Genomic DNA, 23,382 nt, shown 5'->3' on the forward strand with positions numbered 1-23,382 from the left:
AAGCGATAGAGCGATGTCGCGCGATGGTCGAGATGCAACGCGACGCCGCGTTGCCCGATCAGCGCGTCACCACATCTCCCGCCACCGTCACGCGTTCCAGCGCGCGGTCGGCCGGCCAGTAATCGCCGACCGCATAATGCTGGGTCGAGCGATTGTCCCAGATGCCGATCGCATTGTCGCTCCAGCGGAAGCGGACCTGATATTCGGGCACCTTGATGCGGTCGAACAGCAATTTCAGCAGCGCGTCGCTGTCCTCTTCGGGAATGCCCAGGATCCGCGTCGTGAAGGTGTGATTGACATAGAGAATCTTCTCACCCGTCTCGGGATGGACGCGCACCACCGGATGCGTCGCGGGCGGCAGGTCGCGCGCCAGCTGCGCGCGCTTTTCGTCGGTCACGCGCGGCCCGAAGCTGCGCACGATGTCATGCTCGGCATCGAGCCCGTCGATGCGCTCCTTCACCGCGTCGGGCAATCCGCGATAGGCGGCGGCGGTGTCGGCCCAGATCGTGTCGCCGCCGACCGGCGGAATCAGGCGCGCGCGCAGCACCGAGGCGATCGACGGCTTCACCCGGAACGACATATCGGTGTGCCATTTGTTGAACGCCTTGAACCCCTCGAACGTGTCGGGGGTCAAATTCACCCCCTCGACGCCCCTGATCTGCAGCACTTCGGGATAGCCCTCGACATGCGGAAGCACCGGATGTCCTTCCAGCTCACCGAACAGCCGGCCAAGCCGGAGATGGCTGTCATAACCAATGTCCTGACCACGGAAGAAGATCACCTTGTAGCGCAGCCAGGCATCGCGGATGATCTCGCCATCAGTGTCGGAGAGGAATTGGTCGAGATCGATCCCCGACACTTCCGCGCCCAGCGTCAATGTGGCGGGCTCGATCCTGATCCCGCGCGCCGCGGCGCGATCGATCAGGTCGGATTCAAGCTTCAGGGCTGTTGCCATATTCTCTCTCCTCTGGATGGAATGTCGGGCCTGCGGGCCTTCTCGTCAATCGCGTCGATCACGGCGTCGATCGCCCGCTCAATCGTCGCCGGGAAACAGCGGCAGGCGCGGCTGTCCGGCGCGGAACAGCAAGGCGGGCGGCTGCATCACCAGGCTGCCCGGCGGCACATCGTCGGTGACCCACACATTGCCGCCGATCGTCGATCCCGCGCCGATCGTCACCCGACCGAGAATGGTCGCGCCGGCATAGACGACGACATCATCCTCGACGATCGGATGACGCGCGAAACGTTCGCGCACCGTGTCGCCGCCCTCGGCCGGCAAACGCCGCGCGCCGAGCGTGACATGCTGATAGAGCCGCACGCGCGCGCCAATGATCGCGGTCTCGCCGATCACTACACCGGTGCCATGGTCGATGAAGAAGCTCGGGCCGATCGTCGCGCCGGGATGGATGTCGATACCGGTCCGCGTATTGGCGATCTCCGAAATCACGCGTGCGACCAAAGGCGCACCAAGCGCATAAAGCTGATGCGCCAGGCGGTGATACATCACGGCGAGCGCGCAGGGGTAGCAGATGAGGATTTCATCGACGCTGCGCGCGGCGGGATCGCCCTGGAACGCGGCGGCGATGTCGCTGTCGATCAGGCGGCGGACTTCGGGCAGTGCCGCGCCGAACAGCCGCACGATGGTTTCGCCATGCTCGGCATCGAAGCGGTCGGCGCTCTCCGCTTCCCAATAGCGCAGCTCGCGATCGACTTCGCTGCGCAGGATCGCCAGCGCCTGTTCGAGCCGCAGCGCGACGAACAGATCCTCGGTCGTCCCTTCATAATGCCCCAGCCGCAATGGGAACAGCGCGGCCTCGAGATGTTCGAGCATGAATCCGACCGCGGTGCGCCCGGGAAAGCGCCCCGTCCCCGCCGCGGCATAGCGCTGATGGGCGGTGCGCCAATCATCGCGCGCGGCGCGCAGTCCGGCAACGATCGGCTGGATCGCGTCGACGCCCCGGGCTTGTTCGCGGATCAGTTCGGGTACTGGCATACACACTCCCACGACGCTCCCGATCGAGCGTCGATGCCAAATCTCTACTTATTTGATATGATTTCAACCGGGCTAAACTTTCGTTGCGGCAAGCTGATCTTTCCGAGCGCATTGATACCTTCCCCCGGCTGCACTTCCGCCTTAGCATCGGGCAAAAGCGAGGAGCGGCGTCACGTGCATCATATCGCGATCATCGGTTCGGGTCCGGCCGGCTATTACACCGCAGAGGGCTGCCAGAAGACTTTCGGCGCGGATGTGCGCGTCGACATCATCGACCGTCTGCCCGTTCCCTATGGCCTGATCCGCACCGGCGTCGCGCCCGATCATCAATCGATCAAGGGCGTGTCGCGCCGCTACGAAGCGGTCGCCCTGTCCGATACGGTGCGCTTCGTCGGCAATGTCAGCGTCGGCAGCGATGTCAGCATTGAGGAGTTACGCGGCCTGTACGACGCGGTCGTGCTGGCGACCGGCGCGCCGTCCGACCGGCGGCTCGGCGTGCCGGGCGACGACCTGCCCGGCGTGATCGGATCCGCCGCCTTTGTCGGCTGGTATAACGGTCATCCCGATTTCGCGCGCCTCGCCCCGCCGCTGCATGGCCCGGGCGCCGTGGTGGTCGGCAATGGCAATGTCGCGCTCGACGTCGCGCGCATCCTTGCCAAGACCGGCGACGAATTCATCGGCTCCGACATCGTCGAACATGCGCTGGGCGAACTGGGCGGGGCGCGGCTCGACACCGTGACCTTGCTTGGCCGGCGTGGACCGCATCAGATCGCCATGACGCCCAAGGAACTGGGTGAACTCGGTCATCTGTCGCGCGCCGCGCCGCATGTCGATCCGGCCGATTTCCCGCCCGTCGAGGATGATGCCGCGCTTGACCCGGGCCAGCGCAAATCGGTCACGCATCTGCGCGACTTCGCCGCCCATCCGCAAAGCAAGCCGATCAACATCGTGTTCGACTTCTTCGCCATGCCGGTGCGTATCGAGGGCGATGGCAAGGCCGAGCGAGTCATCGTCGAACGTACCGCGCTCGACGCGGAAGGCCGCGCCTCGGGCACGGGTGAGACCTATGCCATTCCCGCCAGTCTGGTGGTCAGCTGCATCGGCTACCGCACCCCGCCGATCGAGGGCGTGCCCTATGACGAAAAGCTCGGTCGCTTCGCCAATGACGAAGGCCGCATCGCGCCCGGCCTGTATGCGGTCGGCTGGGCGCGGCGCGGACCGACCGGCACGATCGGCACCAACCGCCCCGACGGCTTCCTCGCCGCCGAGAACATCGCCGCCGACCTGCCCGGTACCAGCGGCAAGACCGGCCGCGCTGGCCTCGATGCGCTGCTGGCCGAGCGCGGGGTGGAGGTGGTGACGTTCCGCGACTGGCAGAAAATCGAAGCGGCGGAAGTCGCCGCGGCCCGCGACGGCGCCCCGCGCGAGAAATTCGTTCGTGTCGATGCGATGATGGCCGCGCGAAACGGCGTGTCCTGAACTCCCGCCCCGGCGCGTGGCGAAAATCGTGCGGCAACAGGCCGTCCGACCATTTTTGCCTTGATAGCGCTGTGCGCGCCCGCTAGGCGCAGCACCCTGCAATGTGTCGGGGCGTGGCGCAGTCTGGTAGCGCACTGGTCTCGGGGTCCAGGGGTCGTAGGTTCGAATCCTATCGCCCCGACCATTGCAGCGATGTCGAGCGACAGACCGGAGCGCATCCTGCGCCTGGCCCGCCGACTACCGACCTTATCCCGACGCGCCCTGCCCTGAACCTAATGCGCGATCCGGAGGAACCCGCTCGCCAGGAAACGCTCGGCCAGTGCCACACGAACCGCGTCGCCGATGCCATCGCCCGGAATATCGCCGACGCGGAAGGACGCCGTCTCCGCCATGAAGCGCAGCCCCTCCTCCACGCCGCGGTGAATATGGATGTGTCCGCCCGGCTGGGCCCAGTCGATCCAGCCCGGCGTGGCCAGCATGGCGTTGATCGCATAGGGCGCATGCTCGACGATCGTCGCCGGCGTGACCGCCCCGGTCGCCATTTTCTCCAGCGCGGGCAGCGCGCCGACCATCCGCGCCGCGCGCTTCTGCAATGCCGTGGCGATGAACGTGTCCGAACGGCACCGATCGAGCAGCAACGCCACCGCATCGACGATCCGCGCATCGAATGCGGCAACCTCATCGCCCGGCGTTGACCCGCGGTTCGTCGCCAGCGCCGTCTGGCGCAGCGGCAATGTCGTGTTGGCAAGATGATCGAGCGCGGCGATGACCGCCTCGCGCACCGTCAGGGGCGTGAACAGGATCGACAGATGCAGCGAATCGGACAGCGATTCCACCGTATGCGGCGTCCCGCGCGGAATATAGAGAAGGTCGCCCGGCCCCACCTCCACCACGCGGTGCGCGCCCAACTGGGTCTCGCCCCGCCCGGGCTTCTTCCATCCAATGTCAAGCTCGGCGGGTTCGGTGGAGATCCACCAGCGCTTGCGGCCCGATAGCTGCACCACGATGATGTCATTCTCATCATAATGCACCACCGCACGCGCGCGATCGACGCTCCAGAACAGCGACGCCGTCACTGGCTGGTGCAACAACGCTTCCAGTGCGCGCGCGAAGGATTGCAGGGGCGGCGACAGCGGCACGACATCCGGCACGCGCACCGTATAGCCATTGTCGTGAAAGCGCCCGATGAGCGCCCGGAAGTCGCCGGGATCGACACACTGCACGGCAACGGGCTTGGGTCCGGTCGGCGCGGGACTGTGAGAATCCAGCGTCGCGCTGTGCGTGGCATGGGCAGCGAGCACGACCTGGCCCGGATCCCGGCCAAAGAGCAGCGCACGCGGATGATCCGCCCCACCCGGCACGTCCATCGCCCGGCTGGCTTCCACCGCGGCCATGAAATCCGTCAATGGCAAGGGATCGATGACGGCCTGAACCAGTGCCCGGGCTTGCGCGAGAATCATGCCCAACCCTAACGCAAAGCCCGACCGCGCGGCAATCCTGCAACAGGCGTCGGAATCTGGTGCACGTCGTCAGAGCCGCGATCCGCGCTGCAGCTTATCGCACGCCATCCCGCCCGCCGTCAGCCGCTACAGTCTCGGGCATCCTGCGGAGTCAACATCACGGGCCTTTGGCGCAGATTGGCCCGAAGTGAATGATTCTGTTGGCAAAGAAGCGATTCACCACAGGTGATTGTCACTCTTGTGCAACATACCGGCAAATAAACCATCCAGGATGCCAGATGCAACGAAAGTGGTGCGATCAAGTCCTTGAGCTTGCTCATTTTGCTCGATAGCCTCGCTGTTGAAACGGGGGCACCGTTTCCAGTCAAGGGGATTTATCCAGATGATTCAGCCGAATATCGGCGTGCGTTCGGCACGCGTTCGTTCGTGGCTGCTCGCTTCGGCGGGCACTTTGTCGCTCGTGCTGAGCGCTGCCGCTCATGCTCAGGACGTCAGACCCAGCGGCATGATCAACGAGGCACAGGGGGCTCAGCCGGTTGGTGCAATTCACGAGCCCAGCATTGTCGTTTCCCCACCGAATACGCCGACCAGCGCGCGTGACACCGGCGTTAATGGCGTCGGTCAGATGATCATCGATCTGCAGAACGGCCAAATCGGCCTGTGCACCGGTACCTTGATCAATCCACGCACAGTGCTCTTCGCAGCGCACTGCGTGAATGAAAATCCCAATGGCGGCACGATGAACCCCTGGGGCTATGGTACCGGCGAAGGTCAGCTGCCAATTGGCTTCGGGTTCCAGGCCAACAATAATGTCGCGGGTAATTCGGCGTTCGGCAAATGGCTATACGGCGTTGCCGGTGGCCCGTCATATCAAACCCGCGTCGCCGACTATATGTATAACGTCAACCAGATCCTGTATAATCCGGACTCCGTGTTGCTCGGCGAGGGCAATAATTTCCTCCAGGGCGACGTCGCACTCGCATCGCTCGACACGCCGGCGGCGAATGTGCCGACCTGGGCAATCCTGTTGTCCGCCCTGCCCGCCCCTGGTGCGATCGACGATGTCACCGGTACCGGCTACCACACCACGGTCACCGGCTACGGCAATTTTGGCGTCGGCCCGACCGGCTCCGCCACACAAGGCGATTTCCGCCGTCGCGTAGCGGAGAATTATGTCGGCCTTCTGGGCTCGCTCGACGATGTCGATCTGTTCCTGTTCGGCTCGGCCAACGGCCTGCCGCAGAATCTCTATCAGATCGATTTCGACAGCCCCGGCCGGACCGGCACTTTCGATTTCAACGCTTTCAAGGATGACGCCCTTCCCAATGAAGGCACGACCGGGCCGGGCGACTCGGGCGGGCCGCTGATCGTCGATCGCGCTTTCGCCAAGCAAGTGGTGATCGCCGTCCTGTCCGGCGGCAGCCGCTATTTCAACGCGCAGCCCGGCGGGAGCTACGGCACCACCTCCTTCTATCAACCGCTCTATCTGTTCTGGGACTATATCGCGGCCAGCAACCCGTACCGCTATGTCGGCGCCAAGGCTGGAGACGGCGCCTGGACCGATCCGACGCACTGGGTCACCAATATCGATCCGGCATACAATGTCCTGGTCAATGGTCAGCTGGTGAACGGTATTCCGACCACCCCGGGCGAGGGCATCAACGGCACCGGGGGTAAGTTCGGCCAAATCTGCTTCCTCGCCGACTGCGTCGACGTCGCAAACGCACCCAGCACCTCGACAACGCCATTGCCGGCCGCAACTCTGGCCAACGGCCTCCCCGGTGCGAGCAATTTCGTGCCCAACAATATCGACCCCAACGCCGCAACGCACACCAATGCGCGCTATTTCGACGTGACCCTGTCGGCGGCCGGCACGACCACGCTGGATAGCGCGGTAACCATCGACCGCTTCACCATGACCAGCGCCGCCGCCAAGCTGAACGTCGGCACGGGCGGGTCACTGAAGAGCCTGATCAACATCAACCAGCTCGACGGTCTCGTCACCAATAATGGCCTGATCACCTCGGTCGGCGATTATTTCCTGCTCAGCGGCGGGGTCACCGGCACAGGCCGCTTCAACGCGCCCTATTTCACCAGCGCGACCGGCATTTTCGCGCCGGGGACAACCGGTACGACCGGTACGTTGACCTTCGGCGGCAACCTCATCCTTGCGTCGGGCACGCATTATTTCGTCGATCTCGGGTCGAACGGGGTGTCGGACAAGATCGCGGTCGTCGCGACGACCTTCAACGGCACCACGCCGACCAACGGCATCGCCGACCTTGGCGGCCAGGTCGGCTTCGCGATCGCGCCTAATTCGGTCATCCGGTCGACCGATGTGTACACGATCCTGACGGCGGAGGGCGGCCTTACCGCGAACCGGTTCGCCGCCACCTCGAACACGCCGATCAGCGCGATCATTGGCGCACCGCGCATCTCTTACACCCCCACGTCAGTGCTCGTGTCGGTCGATGTCGGTAAATATGCCGATCTGGCCGCGTCGCCGATCCAGCGCGCCTACGCTCAGTTGCTGGATCAGAACCGCGCCGGTTCGGGCCAGACTTTCGTCGATCTCTACAGCCCGCTTGATATGCAGAATGCCGGCACGATCCGCGGTGCGCTGGAAGGGCTCGCGCCACGGGTCGAAGCGCTGAACTATTCGATCGGCAGCGTTGCGGTCGATAATATGGGGCGCTTCTATCGCGATCGCCTGAATTCGCTGCAGCCCGGGGAGCTCGGTGGTACATTGGCGCTGGTCGGCCAGCCGCTGAAACTGGCCTCGCTCAGCATGAACGGCATGCTCGGCCAGCCGGAAGTGCGCAGCGATGCGGGCGACACGGTACTGCAAGAAGGCAAGCTGCCGGAGACTGTCAGCGGCTTCATCGCCGGTGGCTATCTGAATGGCGACAGCAGCCCGATGCCGACCGCCGTGCCGCTGGGCGGACGTAACCAGTTCGATGGCTATTATGTCGCCGCCGGCCTGGAAACCGAAGTCAGCGAACATGCCGTCGCCGGCTTCGCTTTCTCCTATACGAAGATCGACGGCGACACCGCGATCGCCTCGCAAAAGGCGCGGGGTGCGCTCTATCAGGGCACGATCTACGGCAAACTCGAAAGCGCCAACGGCATCGTGCTCGATGCAGTGGCAAGCGCCGGCCTGTTCGCGACGCGGACCGACCGGACCGCGTCGATCCTCGCCACGACCTATCAGCTTCAGGCGAAGGATCAGTCGCTGGCATTGTCGGCCGAAATCGGTCTCGGCAAGAATTTCGATCTCGGCCAGATCAAGGTTGGCCCGCGCGTCTCGCTCCGCGCCAGCCGGATCGCGTTCGACCGGGTCGCGGAAACCGGCGGCGGTCCCGCTCTCGTCTATGATCGGGAAAATCTCGACAGCCTGCAGGCACGCGCCGGCCTGACCGCCAGCGGCACGGGCAAGATCCGCCCTTATCTGTCGGCCTATTATGTCCATGATTTCGCCAATCAGCCTGCGGCGTTCGGCGCGAACTTCGTCGGCGGCCTCGGCCCCAACGCGTTGTTCGCAATAACCGGCGAGGACAATGACTGGGCCGAGATCGGCGGCGGCATCGCGATCGGCACCGACAAGGTGGAGTTCTCGGTCGGCGCCGACACGACGCTCGCCCGCAGCGACGTCGCCAACCAGAGCTACCGCGCATCGATCAAATTGCGCTTCTGATCGCTGCAAGATTGCGAGATCGGGCCGCCTTCCTTCGGGAGGGCGGCCCTTTTACTTGCCTGGAGAATTCGCCGCGACTCGTGGTGACTCCTGGGTTTTCGATAGACGAGAGTCGCCGATCCCGGTAAACGCCGCTTAACCATATTGGTCAGCGGACATATGCTCATCGAACCCTGGCTCATCATCGCGATCATTTGCAGCCTGGCGGGTTATGGCGTCTATCTGACGGGGATCAGGCGTCAGCTGGTGCAGCCGAACCGCGCCTCCTGGCTGATCTGGAGCGCGGCGACCGCTGTCGAGGCCGGCACCTATGCCGCGGTCAATTCGGGCGCGCCGCAGACCTGGATTTTCGGCATTTCCGCCATTGCCTGTGTGGCAATCACGCTTGGCGTATGGCGCCGATCGAGCTGGGAGGCGCCGTCGCAAAGCGAGATCTTCTGCATGGCCTCGTGCCTCGCCTCGCTGATCCTGTGGTTCGCGTTCCAGAACGCCTTCTGGGCGCATATGCTGGTGGTGATCGCGGTGCCGATCAGCTTCTGGCCGACCTGGCAAAGCGCGTGGCAGGACCGCAACCGCGAACGCTCGCCGGCCTGGGGGCTATGGACGCTGGGCGACCTCGCCACCTTGCTCGTCGCAACCCGGGTTGAAGGCCAGGTGGTCGGCGAATATGCCTATATCTTCGTCGAATTGCTGTGCCATGCCAGCATCTGGTTCATGGTCGGACTGGCGACGATCAACCCGCTGCGCTCGCTCGGCTTTCGCAATGGCCGCTTCTACGTGCTCGACGCCTATCGTCCCGCCGCCAATCTGTTCGCGGTCGGCGAGACGCATCTCGGCAAGGCGGTCTATGCCGCCGAGGGCTTTGCCGAGGGCGACACGATCATCCGCTTCACCGGCCGCCGCATACGCGCCGACAAGGTGCCAAGCCTGATGCGCGGATCGAACGACCGCTTCGTCCAGGTCACGCCGCAACATTATATGGGCCCATCGGGGCGAATCGACGATCTGATCAATCACAGCTGCAGCCCGAATGCGGGCCTGCGCTTCGCCAGCGACGGCGTGTTCCTGGTCGCGATCCGTCCGATCGCGCCGGGCGAGGAGATCGCCTGGGATTATTCGACCACGTTGAAGGAATCGAACTGGCACATGATCTGCCAGTGCCGCAGCGACGACTGCCGCCGCGTGATCGGCAATTTCGAGACGCTGAGCGAGGAGCGGCAGGAATGGTTCCGCGCCCGCAACCTGGTCGCGCCCTACCTCCGGCGCAAGGACGAGGTCACGCCCCGGCGCGAGCGCGCGGCCTAGAGTCATTTTCAGCTGAGCTGAATCGGTACCAGCCCGCTCCCTGAACTGAGCCCGCCGCGCGCGCCGTGCTTGCCGAAGGGCTGTTCTTTCACTGAACAACCCGGAAACGGGAAGAACGATGCGTCGACCCACTCGGCCCGGAGGGCTCTGATCTTACGCTCGATGCCCGGCGCAGCCGACGGTTACGGCGCCGAAACACCGATCCGGATCTCGGCCCTGTCCGACAAGGTCACGGGGGCTTTCAGGCTGTCGTGCACGGTGACGGCAAAGCCCTCGGGATCGTCGACGCGGAACACGCCATAAAAGCGCTCGCCGGCCAGCACCGGATCGGCGATGACCAGCTTGCGGTCGTTATAGCGGTTGAACTCGGCAACGGCATAGGAGAGCGGCTCGCCGGCAAGGTCGATCTTGCCCGACCGCCAGGCCAGACCGCGTTCGACTTCGGTCATGCCGACAGCGATCGGCGTGCGGATATCATCCGCCAGGAACGCGCGTTTCCCTGCCGATAGCCGGACCGGGCGGCGCTCGGCATCGGCAAGCCAGACTTCGACCACTCCCTCATTCACCAATATTTCCGAGCCATTGCCAAAGCGCCGCACCGAGAAGGCCGTACCGACCGCACGGACGCGCGCCGGACCGGCTTCGACCGTGAACGGCCGCGCCTTGTCGTGTGCGACCTGAAACCAGGCCTCGCCTTGTTCCAGGCGGATGGTTCGCGCTTGGTTGCCGATCGTCACATCGACCGCGCTCTGCGTGTTGACCACCGCGATCGAACCATCGGCAAGCGGCACGCGCCGTACTTCGCCCAATGCCGTGCGATAGGTCTCGCCCGGCCGATACAGCAGGACTCCGCCTGCGACCGATGCTGCAAGCGCGGCGGCCGCGGCCCCGATCAGGCGGCGGCGCGTCAGAATCGACGCGGCAGGCGGTGGTGCCTCCACCCCATCGTCATGCTCATGTCTCAGCGCCTCGCCGACCAATGCCAGCGCGGCTTCCGCCTGAAGCAGCGCCCCCTTGCGGCGATCGTCACCCGCCAGCCATTCGGCAAGCTCGGCCTCCATCGCAGGAGTGCACGCCGCATCGAGCCGCATCGCCCAGCGTGCGGCCTCCGCCTCCCGTTCGCTCGCGGTCTCGCGCGTCATCGCCGGTTCGCCTTGCCGGCGCGGATCTGCGCATAATGTTCCGCGATCCCGCCGCCCTGCGCGCGCATCGCCTCAAGCACCAGCCGGAGTCCGCGCGCGCCCTCATTTTCGACGATCGTTTCGGCAATGCCCAGGCGGTCGGCGATCTCCCGCTGCGACACGCCTTCGATCTTGCGCAGTTCGAAGATCCGCCGGCACCGTTCGGGCAACCGGTCGATCGAGTCACGTACGCGGGCATATTCGCGTCGATCGCCCGCGATCCGCTCAGGCGAAGGCAGATCGTCGGCACCCGCCAGCGTCTCGATCTCGGCCGCGCTTTCGATCCTCACCACGCGCGCACGCCGCAGCTGGGTGAGGAACAGGTTGCGCACCACGCTGAAGAAAAAGGCGGCAGGCCGATCGATGTGCTCGAACCGCTCCAACTCGGCGATGCGGCAATAGGCGTCCTGAATAAGATCATCACTATCCTCGCGAGAGACCATCGACCGGGCGAGCCAGGCGCGCACCAGCGGTTCGTGCGGCATGATCTCTCGTGCCACCCACCGTACCAGTTGCTGCCGCGCTTCGGTTCGCCGCATATCTCTCCCGTCCCCCACGCTCCGGCAGGGCTTGACATGCTAGACGATCGGCGGCGGATTTTCCGTGCGCAAATCGTTCGCGCCATTGTCACGGTGCCTTTTTCCGCCCCCTCCACGCCCCGGCCGTACGGAAAATATCCGGCCGAACGTCTAGTCCCGGTCAAACATGACGGTCGGCAAGGCAACAATGCCCCGGCAGAACGACAATTGGGGGGAGAGGATGATGAGCGGCATCTTTGGCGGCGTCGGCCGGCACCTGATGAAATCGACGGCGCTGATCTGTTGCATGACGGCGGCGCCGGCCCTGGCGCAAACCGCGACATTCGATGTGCCGACTTTACCCGCCGGTACCGGCATCGCCACCTTTGGGCGCCAGGCCGACATCCAGTTGCTGATTTCCGAGCGCGACGCGCGCGGCAAGCGCACCAATGCGATCAAGGGCGCAATGACGGTCGAACAGGGCCTGACGCGCCTGCTGGCCGGCACCGGCCTCTCCTATCGCCGGAACGGCCCGCAAACCTATGTCGTCACCACCACGTCGGTCAGCGGTGCGAGCGAACCAGCGCGCGATGATCCCGGTCCCGACATCATCGTGACCGCGCAGAAGAAGGAAGAAAAGATCCAGGATGTGCCGATCGCGATCTCGGCCTTTTCGAGCAAGTCGCTCGACGACCAGAAAATCGAAGGCGGGTCCGAACTTCTGCGCGCCGTGCCCAATGTCACATTCAGCAAAAACAATTTCTCCGGCTTCAATTTTTCGATCCGCGGCATCGGTACCAAGGCGGTCTCCGTGACCACTGATCCAGCGGTGCAGGTCAGCTATAATTTCGTGCCGCTGACCCGAAACCGTTTGTTCGAACAGGAATATTTCGACGTCGAACGGGTCGAGGTACTACGCGGGCCGCAAGGCACGCTCTATGGCCGCAACGCCACCGCCGGTGTGGTCAACATGATCACCAACAAGGCCAGCTCAAAAGGCTTTGATGGAGAGTTGCGCGGCGAGATCGGCAATTACGATACCCGCCGGTTGCGCGGTTTCATCAATATACCGCTGACCGACACGCTGGCGGTCCGCGCGGCGGGTGCGGCGACGCACCGCGACGGGTTCGACTTCAATACGATCAACCAGACGCGAGTGAATGGCCGCGACCTATGGCAGACGCGCGGCAGCCTGCGCTGGAAACCGAGCAGCGATTTTACCGCAGATCTGATCTGGGAGCATTTCCAGGAGAACGACAACCGATCACGCACCGGCAAGCAATTGTGCCAGCGCGATCCTGGGCCGACCTCTGTTGGAGGCGTGGATATCAGTGGCGACGCCGCATTGCGTGGAGTCCTCAGCCAGGGCTGCAAGCCTGGATCGCTGTTCGACGCCAGCGCCTATGGAACACCTAACGGGCTCAGCCTGCCATTGGTCCTCGCTGGTCAATTCTACGCTGTACTCGGCGTCGATCCCAGAACTCACGAACCGCAGTATATTCTCACAGCGGGGGCCGACCCCTATGCGGGATTGACGCAATCGCGCGACTTGCGTGAAATCGCTTCGACACTCGATCCGCGCTTTCGCGCCAAGAATGACGTCTTCCAACTCAACCTACAATATAACCTCGACCCCGATCTGCAGTTATTCTCGCAAACCTCCTACACCACAGATAGCTATTATTCGACGCAGGACTATAATCGCTTCAATACGCAGCCGATTTTCAATGATTCTCGGGGCCTGCTTAGTCAGATTACATCTGACCCATTACCGAACGGCGGTATGTCCCCAGGGGGTTTATACGCCGATCCTCAGTTAGGCTCGTCGAGCCGCTTTTTCGCCGTCGATCTCAATCGAGCAAAGAGCCGCCAGTTCTTCCAGGAATTTCGGCTGCAATCGAACAGCGATCACCCGATCAATTTTAGCATCGGTGCCAACTATCTCCATTACAAGACGGTCGAGGATTATTTCGTATTCTTTAATGTCGCGTCGGCGCTTTCGCAAACGCTTTACGTCTGTGAACCCACCGGCGCCAATGTGCCTGGAAGGGACTACGGGACATGCCCCTATATCGATCCTAATCCGCTAGCTTCGATCGCCGGAGACGGGCACAATTATTTTCGCAGCAAGAACCCCACGATCAACAAATCCGCTGCGGCGTTCGGCGAGCTTTACTGGCAGATCAATCCGGCACTGAAGCTAACCGCAGGCTTGCGTTATACCGACGATCGCAAAGTCGCAACGCCGATACCCAGCCAACTGCTTCTGGGCACCGGCGGTCCAGCGTTGGGCGGCTTCGTATCGCGCGGATATCCCGAACAAGACCCTATAAAGCAGCATTTCGGCGAATTCACCGGACGCATCGGTCTCGATTGGAAGCCCGAACTGGCCTTTACCGACCAGACGTTGCTCTATGGCTTCTATTCACGCGGCTATAAAGGCGGCGGCGCTAATCCGCCGGGCATCGGCGCCGATCCATCCGCACTGCGTTTCGCGACCCAACCGGCGACGTTCAAACCGGAGTTCGTGAACGCCTTTGAAATCGGCCTGAAAAATACGCTGCTCAACGGCGCACTGACGTTGAACAGCACCGCTTTCTACTACGACTACAAAGATTACCAGGTTTCCCAAATCGTCGACCGGACCGCACATAACGAGAATGTCGGCGCGAAGCTTTGGGGCCTCGAACTGGAATCGGTGTGGCGACTGTCGCGTAGGTTCAGCATGAACCTGAACGTGGGTTACCTCCATACCGGGATCGACAAGGGCGCGCGCTCGATTGACGTGATGGATCGGACGCAAGGCAATCCCGATTACATGGTCGTCAAGCCGTGGATTCAGCTTGCATCGAATTGCGTCGTTCCGACCAGTATCGTGAAGCAGGTCGTCAACGCTCCCTTTGGCAACCTCAACCAGGCCGCGTTGCAGGCGCTGTGTGGTGGATCTTTTGTCGGTGACTTTATTCCCGACAATCCCGCCGGTGGCGTTGTCAGGTTCGACCAAATGTACGGCTTCACATATGACCCCGCAAAAGACGGCCCCAACGGCGGCCAGGGCATCTATGCCGATCTCAGCGGCAACGAATTGCCTAATTCGCCGCATCTGACGGTCAATGTCGGTGCCCAATACACCCTGCCGCTGGGCGATTGGAGCGCGACGCTACGCGGCGATTATTATCACCAGAGCCAGAGCTTTTCCCGCTTTTACAACACGGAATATGACCGGTTGAAGGGATGGGGTAACGCAAACCTGTCACTGACGGTGGCACGAACAGACAATGATCTGGCCATCCAATTCTATATCAAGAACCTCTTCAACGACACCCCGATCACCGATGCCTTCACCAACAGCGACGACAGCGGGTTGACGACCAACGTCTTCACGCTCGACCCGCGCATCTTCGGCCTGAGCGTTACTAAGGGATTCTAGCCGCCCGAAACGCCCGCCCCGCGCCCGGGTGATGGTTTCGGCGCGTCAGCAGGAGAATATCATGAACAGATTCATCGGAATATGTGCGACGGCATTGATCGCCGCGGCCAGCCCGGCGGCGGCGCAACAGACCTGGAGCCCCGCTGGACAAAGCGGTACGCTGAGCGGCCCACTCTCGATGACGTATATGGGCACTTATGCCTGCAATCCGACTTTCACGCTGACGATCTCCGCTGACGGAAAGACTGCAACGGCAACGCCTCCGCCGGGCTGCCTCTACAGTGTCTTCACAAACGGACCTTATCCCGTTGCCGCCAACTCCCCGACGTCCGTGACGATAAAGAACATCACGTGGGTGAGCCCAATGGTGGGGTGCTCGGGGGACCTGACCGGTACCTTCGACAGCGCGACCAGCACGATCAGCTTCAACATGGCGGCGGTCCCTGCCTATATGAGTCCCGGAGCGCCCCCCTGCAAAATATCGGGAAGGCTGAAAGCCACGCCGGGAATATCGTTCACCATTCCGTGAGCAGGAGGTGGGCGGCCCAAGGGTCGTCCGCCGCCCTTTGCCCCGCTCGCCAAACGCGTCCTATTTGCGACAGGTCGCCGCCGTCCGCACCGCCGTCTGGTCGAGCACGATCCGCGAGGCGCCTTTCGGCGTCTGCCCGGCCATGATCAGGCGCGCGGTAAACCCTGCGGCAGTATAGCTGCCCGATCGAATGGCGCGGAATGTCCCGCCTTCCTTTTGCGGACACACCATCGTCTGTGCGATCCTGCCATCGGCCACGACCGAACTTTCGAGCCGGCATTTGGCTTTCGGATCGGGCATGAGCAGCACGGCAATCCCTGCCTGAGCCTGATTCGGCGCGACGCATTTATGCTCGGTCTTCGACTTGCCCTTCATCATGCGCAGCAGGAAGCCGGAGGTCCCGGGGACGACCAGATCGACGGCCGTGGACTTCACGTCCCAATTGCCGGGCTGGATGGCCTGGGCATTGGCCAGGCCGGGGAAGAACAGGAGGAACGGCGCGAGGTAGCGGATCATGCCTGCCCCATGCCCGGCTCGTGGCGTCGGCACAATCATGGCCGGAAATTTTTTGCGGCGATGGCGATCAAGGGCGGATGATCGCGACGCCCCGCCCGGTGGCGCGCCGCGACGCGAAGGCATGAACGCCCCGGATTCTGGCGAAAGCGCGGCGAGCCTCGCGATCGTTCAGCCGCGTTCCGCCGCGCCGCATGGCGCCTGATCATCGCCGATCGGGGCAATGCCCGTCCCTTGTGACCCTATAGCTTATCCTCATGGCCGGTCGCGCGTTTGTAATACGACGCGCCGGGACTGAGCTGTTAGCCTGCGCGCTCATAAAGGACATCGCCGATGCTCAATCGCCGCTCTTTCCTGCTCGGCTCGACCGCGGTCGTGGCGTTTTCGTCGGTCGCCGCGACACCACCGGTGCCATCCCGGTCGCGGCAAATGGCCGCCGCCGGTCTGTCGGCATCGATCGAGATCGTCGATGATCCGTACGGCGTTCCTCATATCCGTGCCCAGTCGATTCCCGACGCCTTTTTCGGCCAGGGCTATGTCGTCGCGCGCGACCGGCTGTTCCAGGTCGACCTGTCGCACCGGCGCGAAATGGGGCAGCTGGCCGAAGCGTTCGGCCCCGCCTTCGCCCCGCATGACGAACAGGCGCGGCTGTTCCACTATCGTGGCGATCTCGGGCAGGAACTGGCGCATGTGCCCGCCAATGTCCTGGCCTGCGCGCGCGCTTATGTCGCGGGGATCAACGCGCGCATCGACGAAGTCCTGGCCGATCCCGCGCAACTGCCGCTCGAATATCGCATCCTGAAGGTCAATCCGCTGAAATGGGATGTGCGCGACCTCGTCCTCGCGCGCGGCGTGGCGGAGGGCAATGCCGATGACGAAGTGCGCCGCGCGATGCTCGCCGCGATGGGATTGCTCGATCTCGACGCGGTGATCGCGCCGCTGCGGCCGGCCTGGCCCCTGACGGTGCCCGACGGCCTCGACACGGCGGCGGTGACGGAGGCCGATCTCGGCAAGCTGCGCCTCGGCAGTCCGCCCTTTTCCGTGCTGGTGCCCGGCGACGACCGAACCAGCCGTTCCGCGGCGCTGAACGAGCGCGCCAATGCCGGCAGCAACGCCTGGACCGTTGGCCCCACGCGCACCGCGACCGGCCGCCCGATCCTCGCCAATGATCCGCATCTCGGCATTGGCGGCTTCGGCCCGCGTCATGTCGCACATCTCAGCGCGCCCGGCCTCGATGTGATCGGCGGCGGCTCCCCTGGCCTGCCCGGGATCATGCAGGGGCATACCGACCATTTCGCGTTCGGCCGCACCAATTTCCACATCGACCAGGAGGATCTGTTCGTCCTGGAACTGCACCCCGACGATCCGGAACGCTATCGCCATGGCGGCGAATGGAAACGCTTCGATCGCGTCGAGGCGGCCATTCCCGTGAAGGGCGCAGCGGCAAAGGCCGTGACGCTGCGTTACGCCGTACAGGGGCCGGTGGTCTCGCATAATCCGGCGAAGCGCCGCGCCACCGCCCTCGCATCGATCGATCTGCAGCCGGGCGCCAGCGGTGCGTTCGCGATGATCGCGATCAACCTGGCGCGCGACTGGGCGAGCTTGCGGGATGCCTTCGCCCTCCATCCATCGCCGACCAACTTCCATTATGCCGACAGGGACGGAAACCATGGCTGGCAAGTGATCGGCTTCGTACCGATCCGCCGCAAGGGCGACGGGCTGCTGCCGGTGCCCGGCGATGGCCGGTATGACTGGACCGGCCGGCGCGATTTCCGCGCACTGCCAAGCGCGTATAATCCCGCCAAAGGCTGGTTCGCCTCGGCCAACCAGAATAATCTGCCGCCCGACTGGCCACGCGACCGCATCCCAGCTTTCTCGTTCCGTGACCCCTATCGCTACGAGCGGATCGCCGAAGTGCTCGCGGCGCAGCCCAAGCACCAGCTCGCGGACAGCGTCGCGCTGATGCACGACACCGCATCTACCCCGGCACGGCAGCTGATCGCGCTGCTTCCTTCCCATGGCTCGGCCGGGGCAGCGCCGGCGATTGCCCTGCTGCGCGGCTGGGATGCGCGGCTCGACGGCGACAGCGCGCCCGCCGCACTGTTCGAGATCCTGTGGCGCGAGCTGGGCGACCGCATGCTCGCGGCGATCGTGCCCGAACGCGCGCGCGACCTGGTCACCGAGATCGCGCCGTCGGTCCTGCTCGACTTGCTGGCGCATCCCGACAAGCGCCTGGGCAAGGATCCCGCCGCGGCGCGTGACGCATTGTTCGACGCCGCCCTGACCGCTGCCTGGACCCGCGCGCACGCGAAGCTCGGCCCCGATCCCGCCACCTGGCGGTGGGCGACGCTGCACCAGCTGCGCATCGTGCATCCGCTGGCCAGCATCCCCGCCATCGCCAAGGCCTTCCCCGCGATCGACGGCGGCGGATCAGGCGGCGATTCCTACACCGTCATGGCGCGCTGGCTGCGCGGCGCACCCAATTGGCAGGTCAGTGGCGGGGCAAGCTATCTGCAAGTGATCGATGTCGGCGCATGGGACAATTCGCTGATGCTCGTCCTGCCCGGCCAGTCGAACGATCCCCGCTCGCCACATTACCGCGATCTGTACGATCCGTGGCTGCGGGGCGAGATGCAGCCGCTGCTGTTCAGCCGCACCGCGGTCGACGCGCACGCCGCCGCACGCACCGTCCTTCGCCCCTCCTGAACCTCACCCGCCCGCCGGCCTGGCCACCGCTTCGCACAGCCGATCGGTCGCCAGCGCAATGCGCGATTCCGCCGTGGCGCGGTTGGCGGGGCTGTTCTGCACTTCGCGTGTCTCGGTGTTGAAGGCGAGCAGGCTGCCGATATGCTGGTCGGGACATAGGCTCAGATAGGCGCGAAAGCCGTTCTGATCGCCATTGTGCCCGACGAAACGCACCGTCGCGCCGCGGTCGATGAAGAAGGACAGCCCGCTCCATGTCGTCGGCGCCATCCGGCCCTGGCTGAAATCCTCGCCCGCCGAAATTTGCGGCTGCCACATTTCCTCCAGCGACGCTCGTTTCAGGACGAGATCGTAATCCGACTGACGCTTCGCATCGCCGAGCAGGAACGCCACATATTTCGCCATGTCGGGCATTGGCGCGTTCAGCCCGCCGTTCGACACGGTGACGCCGGTATCGACATCGAACGGCGCGGCCACGCGCTTCCCCTCGCGGATATAATAGCTGTGCGACCGGTGCGGCAGCAGATAGGGCGGCGTCTTGTCGAAATAGCTGCCATACATGCCGAGCGGCTTCAGGATATTCTTGTCGACATAGACTTCGAAATTCTCGCCCGACAGGCGTTCGATCACCTGGCCGAGATAGACGATGCCCGGATTGGAATAGCTGAAGCGCGAGCCGGGCCGGAACTTCACATCGGTATAGGCCAGCATCGCCGCCAGCTGCGCCCAGGTCGCGGGCTCGAACGGCTGCCAGTCGCGATCGCGCCATCGCCAAGTCGCCCCGCCGAACCCCGCACTGTGGCTCATCAACTGGCGCAGCGTGATGGCGCTCATGTCGCCGAACGGATTATGCACCGCGGCCAGTTCCGGCACGTACCGCACGATCGGATCGTCCAGCGTCAGCAACCCGCGATCGCGCAACTGCATGATCGCGATTCCCGTCATCGTCTTGGTGATCGACGCCCAGTGATAGATCGTCCGCGCATCCACCGCGACATGCGCCTCCGCGTCCTGCTCGCCCAGATGATCGGCGACGACGGTCTCGCCGTCCCGCACAACATAGAAGCTGCTTCCGGCAATGCCCGCCCGCTGGACTGCGGCGCGGTGAAGCGCCTCAAAGTCGCGCACCGCATCCCGGAAACGCCGGTCATCGGCCATGGCGGGGCCGGCCGTCTGCGACACGGAGAGCAATAACACGGCGAACCAAAGCCACGAAGCGAGCCGACGGGACATGGCGATCTTCCTCATTCTGCCGTGACGGAAACGCCCTTGTTGCGGGAGGTGCGCCGCGGAGCAACCGGAATACGCCGGTTGACTCACCGCTAATCACGCATCATATGAAGTTACGTGAGCGGTCACGCCGGAACACGAGGCGCTGGCTACATCCCCGCCGGGCACCGAGGCAATTCCACACTGGAGAACAGATATGAAGCATGATGCGATCGTCGTCGGCGGCGGCGGCTTTGCCGGGCTCGCGGCGGCGACTTATCTCGCGCGGGCCCGCCGCAGCGTCTGCGTCATCGACACGCGCCAGCCGCGCAACCGCTTTGCCGACGCCTCGCACGGATTCCTGGGACATGACGGCGTCAATCCGCGCGAGATATTGGCAGCCGCGCGCTGGCAGCTCTCGGCCTATCCCACCGTGCACGCGATCGAGGATGAAGCGATCGACGCGCGCACCGATGGCGACGGCTTCGCGGTCACCCTGGCGAGCGGCCAGGCGCTGACGGCACACAAGCTGGTTCTCGCGTTCGGGCTTCGCGACACGCTGCCCGCGATTCCGGGTCTTGAGGAACGCTGGGGCAAGACCGTCCTGCATTGCCCCTATTGCCATGGCATCGAGTTCAGCGATCGCCCCCTCGGCGTGCTCTATCGCAACGCCATGTCGATCCATCAGGCATGCCTGATCGCGGAATGGGGACCGACCACCCTGTATCTGAATGGCGCCGAACTCGACGCGGAGGGTGCCGAGACGCTCGCGCGTCGCGGCGTGGCGATCGAAGCGGCCAATGTGAAGCGACTGGAGGGAGCGCCGGCAGCGCTGTCGGCAATCGAACTGGGCGACGGTCGGCACAGCATGGTGGAGGCGCTCTACATCTTCCCGGAATCCTGCCTGTCGAGTCCGCTCGCCGCGCAACTGGGCGCCGATATCGAGCAAGGCCCGATGGGACCGTTGATCCGTACCGATGCCGACAAGATGACCAATATCCCCGGCCTTTATGCCGCGGGCGACATCGCGCGCGCGCCGCACAGCATCAGTTGGGCGGTGGCGGACGGCGTCACCGCGGGAACCTCGGCGCACCGCGCGCTGGTGTTCGGCTGAGCCATGAACCTGATGCAGCCCTTTACCGATCCGGCGGCGGTCGCACGCTATGCGACGGAAACGCCACGCAAGGTGCCCGGCTTTGCCGACCTGCAGCGCATGGCGATGGTGCTGCTGGCCGAGCATGCGCCACCGGCAGCGGACATTCTGGTCCTCGGCGCGGGCGGCGGCCTGGAACTGCACGCATTCGCCGCGGCGCAACCGGCATGGCGCTTCCTCGGCATCGACCCCTCGGCCGAAATGCTCGATCTGGCGCGGCGCATGCTGGCGCCGGTCGGACCGCGCATCGAGTTGCTGCAAGGCTATATCGACGATGCTCCGCTGCGCCAGTTCGATGGCGCGACGTGCCTGCTGACCCTTCACTTCATGTCGAGCGACGAACGGCTGCGTACGCTGCGGGAACTTCGCCGGCGGCTCAAACCGGGTGCATCGCTGGTCGTGGCACACCACAGCCGCCCGCCAGGCGGTGCGCTTCATCGCTGGCTGTCGCGCTCATTGGCCTTTGCCGGCGTCGCTGCCGATCCCGAACGCGCCGCCGCGTCCGCAACCGCGATGGCGGCGCATTTGCCCATCCTGTCGTCCGACAAAGACGAAGCGCTGCTCCGCGACGCCGGATTTTCCGATATCGAATTATTCTACGCCGGCTTCACCTTTCGCGGCTGGGTCGCCACGGCATGATCGCCGGCTTGCGCGAACCGCCGCGACGCCGCCCCGGAATCTGCGCCGGCATCAATCGCGCACCGGGCATTCCGGGTTACCGGCGTTCGACCATTCATCGGCCTGAGTCACATCGCTGTGCGACCAGCGCTCGAATGCCTCGACATCCGCCGGGACCAGCGCCCATTGGCTGCGGCTGCATTGGCGCGTGAGCCGTCCGTCCTGCCCGAACGGGCAGTGCACCGCGACCGACGCGAAGAAGCCGACATCGCTGGTGGTGCCGCGAAAGATATAGTCGACCGCCCCGCCCGCCTCGATGCGGGAAGGCTTGCGATAATAGCAATGCTCGAAATGCCGCACGCCTTCCTCGACATGCTCGCGCGTGCTCCCGACCGGCGCCGAGAGGATATAGGCATCGAGCCCGTCCAGCGAGACATCGCCGATATAATTGGGCGCGACGAACATCAGCAGCAGCATGAGCGGGAATGCGAGATAGCGGTCGAACAAGCCTGGCTGCTCTTCGTTGCCGGTCTCCATGGCGCGCAGGATAGCAGGACAGGTTTAACAACTGCTTCAGGCCCGCGGCACGGACATGCGAATTCCGATGACGATATGCGCCCGCCCCTCTCGGGTCATGCGGGGCGGGGAACGAAGCCGGGCACGCCGGTTTCGACCACGGCGTTGAACCGGACCTCCGTCGCAATCTTGTCCCGCATCTCCTGCAACGCCCCTTCCGGGAGCGAGGCGATCTCGAAATTTTCCCGGATATGGGCGGGGGTGGTCGATGTCGTGAGAAATGCAGTGCCTCGCTCCACCGCCCAGGCCAGCGCGATCTGAGCCGGCGTCTTGCCGGCCCGCCGCGCGATCGCCGCAATCACCGCGTCGTCGGTCACGCGCGGCGCCATTCCATGGCCCAGCGGTGCGAACGCCAGCATCACGATGCCATGCTGGCGGCAGAAATCGAGCAGCGCCCATTCGGGGAGATAGGGGTGTGACTCGACCTGCACCACGGCCGGCTTGATCCGCGCCACCGCGACGATTTCCTTCAGCGTCTCCAGGCGGATGTCCGACAAGCCGATGAACCGGCATTTGCCCGTATCGACCAGCCGCTCCATCGCCCGCCATGTCTCCACCAGGGTCACGTCGGGATCATAGACCGGCTGGCCCAGCTCGTCCCGGGGATGCTGCTCGTCGCCGGGCGGAAAAGCGAACGGGGTGTGGATCAGATAGCAATCGAGATAGTCGAGCCGCAGCCGGCGCAAACTCCCCTCGATCGCGGGCCCAACGCGTTCCGGACGATGATTGTTGTTCCACAGCTTGGTCGTGACGAACAGGTCTTCGCGGCGCACCGTCCCGGCCGCCAATGCCGCCTCGATCGCGTCGCCGACAACGTCCTCATTGCCATAGAGCTCCGCGCAATCGAGATGCCGGAAACCCATGTCCAGCGCAGCCCCAATGGCAAACCGCGCCGCAACGGGATCGGGGATCAGCGTGCCGAAACCGACCGCCGGGATCGTCGCCGGTCCGTGCGCCAGCGTCATCCTCGTATCGCGAAGCGAATTGGAAATAGACATGCTCTTGCTCCTGGTTTCGGGAC

General features: G+C 64.3%; 18 protein-coding genes and 1 tRNA gene. 9 read left to right on the forward strand and 10 right to left on the reverse strand.

Annotated elements, in window-relative coordinates; all coding sequences use genetic code 11:
• Positions 1 to 58: 58 nt before the first annotated feature.
• Positions 59 to 955 carry a TauD/TfdA dioxygenase family protein gene (locus tag OO12_RS01310; protein ID WP_034156785.1) on the reverse strand — a complete coding sequence of 299 codons (897 nt, stop codon included), beginning with the start codon at positions 953 to 955 and terminating at the stop codon, positions 59 to 61.
• 78 nt (positions 956 to 1,033) lie between these two features.
• A complete protein-coding gene (gene epsC / locus OO12_RS01315) occupies positions 1,034 to 1,993 on the reverse strand; it encodes a serine O-acetyltransferase EpsC (protein ID WP_082006262.1) in 960 nt (319 codons plus the stop codon).
• A 174-nt stretch (positions 1,994 to 2,167) separates the two neighbouring features.
• On the opposite strand from epsC, the gene OO12_RS01320 reads away from it, so the two are divergent.
• Together OO12_RS01320 and OO12_RS01325 are read left to right on the forward strand one after the other, a co-directional pair.
• Positions 2,168 to 3,472 (forward strand): FAD-dependent oxidoreductase, encoded by a 1,305-nt coding sequence (locus OO12_RS01320; protein ID WP_034156786.1) that lies wholly within the window; start codon positions 2,168 to 2,170, stop codon positions 3,470 to 3,472.
• Positions 3,473 to 3,579: 107 nt separating this feature from the next.
• Positions 3,580 to 3,656: transfer RNA gene (locus tag OO12_RS01325), tRNA-Pro, on the forward strand.
• Between the two features lie 88 nt (positions 3,657 to 3,744).
• On the opposite strand, the gene OO12_RS01330 is transcribed toward OO12_RS01325, so the two are convergent.
• Entirely contained in the window at positions 3,745 to 4,932 is a 1,188-nt protein-coding gene (locus OO12_RS01330) for a JmjC domain-containing protein (protein WP_034156787.1), read from the reverse strand.
• Positions 4,933 to 5,314: 382 nt separating this feature from the next.
• On the opposite strand from OO12_RS01330, the gene OO12_RS01335 reads away from it, so the two are divergent.
• Complete coding sequence (locus tag OO12_RS01335) at positions 5,315 to 8,626, forward strand: autotransporter family protein (RefSeq protein WP_052215389.1); 3,312 nt, start codon at positions 5,315 to 5,317, stop codon at positions 8,624 to 8,626.
• Positions 8,627 to 8,785: 159 nt separating this feature from the next.
• Positions 8,786 to 9,931, forward strand: coding sequence for an SET domain-containing protein (locus OO12_RS01340; RefSeq protein ID WP_034156788.1), 1,146 nt, complete (start codon positions 8,786 to 8,788; stop codon positions 9,929 to 9,931).
• A 182-nt stretch (positions 9,932 to 10,113) separates the two neighbouring features.
• Here the strand turns inward: OO12_RS01340 and OO12_RS01345 are convergent, their stop codons facing one another.
• The 3 genes from OO12_RS01345 to OO12_RS28995 all read right to left on the reverse strand — a co-directional run bounded on the left by OO12_RS01345 (position 10,114) and on the right by OO12_RS28995 (position 12,089).
• Positions 10,114 to 11,073 (reverse strand): FecR family protein, encoded by a 960-nt coding sequence (locus OO12_RS01345; protein ID WP_034156789.1) that lies wholly within the window; start codon positions 11,071 to 11,073, stop codon positions 10,114 to 10,116.
• On the reverse strand, positions 11,070 to 11,651 hold the full coding sequence (locus tag OO12_RS01350; RefSeq protein WP_034156790.1) for an RNA polymerase sigma factor: 582 nt from the start codon (positions 11,649 to 11,651) through the stop codon (positions 11,070 to 11,072). Before OO12_RS01350 ends, OO12_RS01345 begins: the two co-directional genes overlap by 4 nt.
• A gap of 150 nt (positions 11,652 to 11,801) precedes the next feature.
• On the reverse strand, positions 11,802 to 12,089 hold the full coding sequence (locus tag OO12_RS28995; protein WP_235364637.1) for a hypothetical protein: 288 nt from the start codon (positions 12,087 to 12,089) through the stop codon (positions 11,802 to 11,804).
• Positions 12,090 to 12,243: 154 nt separating this feature from the next.
• On the opposite strand from OO12_RS28995, the gene OO12_RS01355 reads away from it, so the two are divergent.
• Positions 12,244 to 15,060, forward strand: coding sequence for a TonB-dependent receptor (locus OO12_RS01355; RefSeq protein ID WP_235364638.1), 2,817 nt, complete (start codon positions 12,244 to 12,246; stop codon positions 15,058 to 15,060).
• A 61-nt stretch (positions 15,061 to 15,121) separates the two neighbouring features.
• Positions 15,122 to 15,589, forward strand: a complete 468-nt coding sequence (locus tag OO12_RS27830; RefSeq protein ID WP_152616199.1) for a hypothetical protein — start codon at positions 15,122 to 15,124, stop codon at positions 15,587 to 15,589.
• A gap of 60 nt (positions 15,590 to 15,649) precedes the next feature.
• Here OO12_RS27830 and OO12_RS01360 read toward each other — a convergent pair whose 3' ends face one another.
• Positions 15,650 to 16,105: a DUF3617 domain-containing protein gene (locus OO12_RS01360; protein ID WP_082006263.1), complete on the reverse strand. Its 456-nt coding sequence runs from the start codon at positions 16,103 to 16,105 to the stop codon at positions 15,650 to 15,652.
• A 330-nt stretch (positions 16,106 to 16,435) separates the two neighbouring features.
• Between OO12_RS01360 and OO12_RS01365 the strand changes: the two genes are divergently transcribed.
• Positions 16,436 to 18,808 carry a penicillin acylase family protein gene (locus tag OO12_RS01365; RefSeq protein ID WP_034156791.1) on the forward strand — a complete coding sequence of 791 codons (2,373 nt, stop codon included), beginning with the start codon at positions 16,436 to 16,438 and terminating at the stop codon, positions 18,806 to 18,808.
• Between the two features lie 3 nt (positions 18,809 to 18,811).
• Here the strand turns inward: OO12_RS01365 and OO12_RS01370 are convergent, their stop codons facing one another.
• Positions 18,812 to 20,038 (reverse strand): serine hydrolase domain-containing protein, encoded by a 1,227-nt coding sequence (locus OO12_RS01370; RefSeq protein WP_160296701.1) that lies wholly within the window; start codon positions 20,036 to 20,038, stop codon positions 18,812 to 18,814.
• Positions 20,039 to 20,231: 193 nt separating this feature from the next.
• Here OO12_RS01370 and OO12_RS01375 point away from each other — a divergent pair, with 193 nt between their 5' ends.
• Both OO12_RS01375 and OO12_RS01380 read left to right on the forward strand, forming a co-directional pair.
• Positions 20,232 to 21,128, forward strand: coding sequence for an NAD(P)/FAD-dependent oxidoreductase (locus OO12_RS01375; protein ID WP_034156792.1), 897 nt, complete (start codon positions 20,232 to 20,234; stop codon positions 21,126 to 21,128).
• Positions 21,129 to 21,131: 3 nt separating this feature from the next.
• Complete coding sequence (locus tag OO12_RS01380) at positions 21,132 to 21,806, forward strand: class I SAM-dependent methyltransferase (protein WP_200887359.1); 675 nt, start codon at positions 21,132 to 21,134, stop codon at positions 21,804 to 21,806.
• A 51-nt stretch (positions 21,807 to 21,857) separates the two neighbouring features.
• Here the strand turns inward: OO12_RS01380 and OO12_RS01385 are convergent, their stop codons facing one another.
• Both OO12_RS01385 and OO12_RS01390 read right to left on the reverse strand, forming a co-directional pair.
• Positions 21,858 to 22,322 carry a hypothetical protein gene (locus OO12_RS01385; protein WP_034156793.1) on the reverse strand — a complete coding sequence of 155 codons (465 nt, stop codon included), beginning with the start codon at positions 22,320 to 22,322 and terminating at the stop codon, positions 21,858 to 21,860.
• Between the two features lie 95 nt (positions 22,323 to 22,417).
• Complete coding sequence (locus tag OO12_RS01390) at positions 22,418 to 23,359, reverse strand: aldo/keto reductase (protein ID WP_034156794.1); 942 nt, start codon at positions 23,357 to 23,359, stop codon at positions 22,418 to 22,420.
• Positions 23,360 to 23,382: the final 23 nt, after the last annotated feature.

The organism is Sphingomonas sp. ERG5 (assembly GCF_000803065.1).
Classification (GTDB): Bacteria; Pseudomonadota; Alphaproteobacteria; order Sphingomonadales; family Sphingomonadaceae; genus Sphingomonas.

Excerpts from the sequence above, each read along its gene's own strand:
- OO12_RS01365 (WP_034156791.1), top strand. The coding sequence starts at position 16,436 with ATGCTCAATCGCCGCTCTTTCCTGCTCGGCTCGACCGCGGTCGTGGCG.
- OO12_RS01345 (WP_034156789.1), bottom strand. The coding sequence starts at position 11,073 with ATGACGCGCGAGACCGCGAGCGAACGGGAGGCGGAGGCCGCACGCTGG.
- OO12_RS01385 (WP_034156793.1), bottom strand. The coding sequence starts at position 22,322 with ATGGAGACCGGCAACGAAGAGCAGCCAGGCTTGTTCGACCGCTATCTC.
- OO12_RS01350 (WP_034156790.1), bottom strand. The coding sequence starts at position 11,651 with ATGCGGCGAACCGAAGCGCGGCAGCAACTGGTACGGTGGGTGGCACGA.
- OO12_RS01360 (WP_082006263.1), bottom strand. The coding sequence starts at position 16,105 with ATGATCCGCTACCTCGCGCCGTTCCTCCTGTTCTTCCCCGGCCTGGCC.
- OO12_RS01310 (WP_034156785.1), bottom strand. The coding sequence starts at position 955 with ATGGCAACAGCCCTGAAGCTTGAATCCGACCTGATCGATCGCGCCGCG.
- OO12_RS01380 (WP_200887359.1), top strand. The coding sequence starts at position 21,132 with ATGAACCTGATGCAGCCCTTTACCGATCCGGCGGCGGTCGCACGCTAT.
- OO12_RS27830 (WP_152616199.1), top strand. The coding sequence starts at position 15,122 with ATGAACAGATTCATCGGAATATGTGCGACGGCATTGATCGCCGCGGCC.
- OO12_RS01340 (WP_034156788.1), top strand. The coding sequence starts at position 8,786 with ATGCTCATCGAACCCTGGCTCATCATCGCGATCATTTGCAGCCTGGCG.
- OO12_RS01390 (WP_034156794.1), bottom strand. The coding sequence starts at position 23,359 with ATGTCTATTTCCAATTCGCTTCGCGATACGAGGATGACGCTGGCGCAC.
- OO12_RS01370 (WP_160296701.1), bottom strand. The coding sequence starts at position 20,038 with ATGTCCCGTCGGCTCGCTTCGTGGCTTTGGTTCGCCGTGTTATTGCTC.
- OO12_RS01330 (WP_034156787.1), bottom strand. The coding sequence starts at position 4,932 with ATGATTCTCGCGCAAGCCCGGGCACTGGTTCAGGCCGTCATCGATCCC.
- epsC (WP_082006262.1), bottom strand. The coding sequence starts at position 1,993 with ATGCCAGTACCCGAACTGATCCGCGAACAAGCCCGGGGCGTCGACGCG.
- OO12_RS01335 (WP_052215389.1), top strand. The coding sequence starts at position 5,315 with ATGATTCAGCCGAATATCGGCGTGCGTTCGGCACGCGTTCGTTCGTGG.
- OO12_RS01375 (WP_034156792.1), top strand. The coding sequence starts at position 20,232 with ATGAAGCATGATGCGATCGTCGTCGGCGGCGGCGGCTTTGCCGGGCTC.